At 66.5% G+C, this 860-nt stretch carries 1 protein-coding gene and 1 pseudogene; one reads left to right on the top strand and one right to left on the bottom strand.

The features are described from left to right. Positions 1–620, top strand: a 620-nt coding sequence (locus ACYVDE_RS24615) for a beta-xylosidase family glycoside hydrolase (RefSeq protein ID WP_460504154.1), incomplete at its 5' end; no start/stop codon positions are given. Positions 621–629: 9 nt separating this feature from the next. On the opposite strand, the pseudogene ACYVDE_RS24610 reads toward ACYVDE_RS24615, so the two are convergent. Then, positions 630–860, bottom strand: a pseudogene (locus tag ACYVDE_RS24610) (oxidoreductase); the annotation flags it as partial.

Below are 860 nucleotides of genomic sequence, written 5' to 3'. Positions count from 1 at the left end.
CGGACGCGCCGCCCACCTCCGATGAGTTCGACAGCGTGGCGCTGGGCCCGCAGTGGCAGTGGCCCGCCAATCCGCAATCGGGCTGGGCCCTGCCCAACGGCCCGCTGGGCTACCTGCGTCTCTACGCCCAGCAACTGCCCGCCGATTTCAAAAACTACAGCCAGGTGCCCAGCCGCTTACTGCAAAAGCTGCCGGCCGAAACCTTCACTGCCACCGCTAAGCTCACCTTCGCGCCTCACGCTGAAGGCGAGCAGGTGGCCCTGCTGATGGACGGCCTCGACTACGCCTACCTGACCGTAAGCAGCCAGAACGGGTATTGGAGCCTGGCGCAAGCTACCTGCCGCAACGCCGACCAGCTCGTGCTGGAAACCAGCACCGTACCCGTGCGCATCGCCGCACCCGCGTCGGGCCTCATCTACCTTCTGGTGCAGGTGCGCGCTGGGGCTCGCTGCCGCTTTAGCTACAGCGTCGATGGCGAGCGTTTTGAGGAAGTTGGAGAAGAGTTCGTTGCCCGCGAAGGCCGCTGGATTGGGGCCAAAATGGGCCTGTTCTGCAGCCGCGTGGGGCGCACCAACGACGCCGGCTACGCCGACGTGGACTGGTGGCACGTAACGCCCTAGGACGGGTGGCTACTCGGCCCGCAGTTCCAATAGCTCATTCTGCCAACGCAGCTGCTCGGCCGAAATTGGGTAGGGGGCCCCATGGCGAATTGCCTCGTGCACGGCCTCAAACAGGCCCATGTAGTTGCCCGGCGCGGCGGCATCGGGCATGGTGTGCAGATGGCCGTCGACCGAGGCCAGCGTGAGAAGGCCTTCCTGGCCCGGCTGCTCGCGGCCGTACTCGGGCGCGGTAGGCGGCAG

It is taken from the genome of Hymenobacter agri (assembly GCF_054778495.1).
The sequence above is the reverse complement of the archived record's forward strand: the minus strand, read 5'-3'. Positions and strand labels throughout refer to the sequence as shown.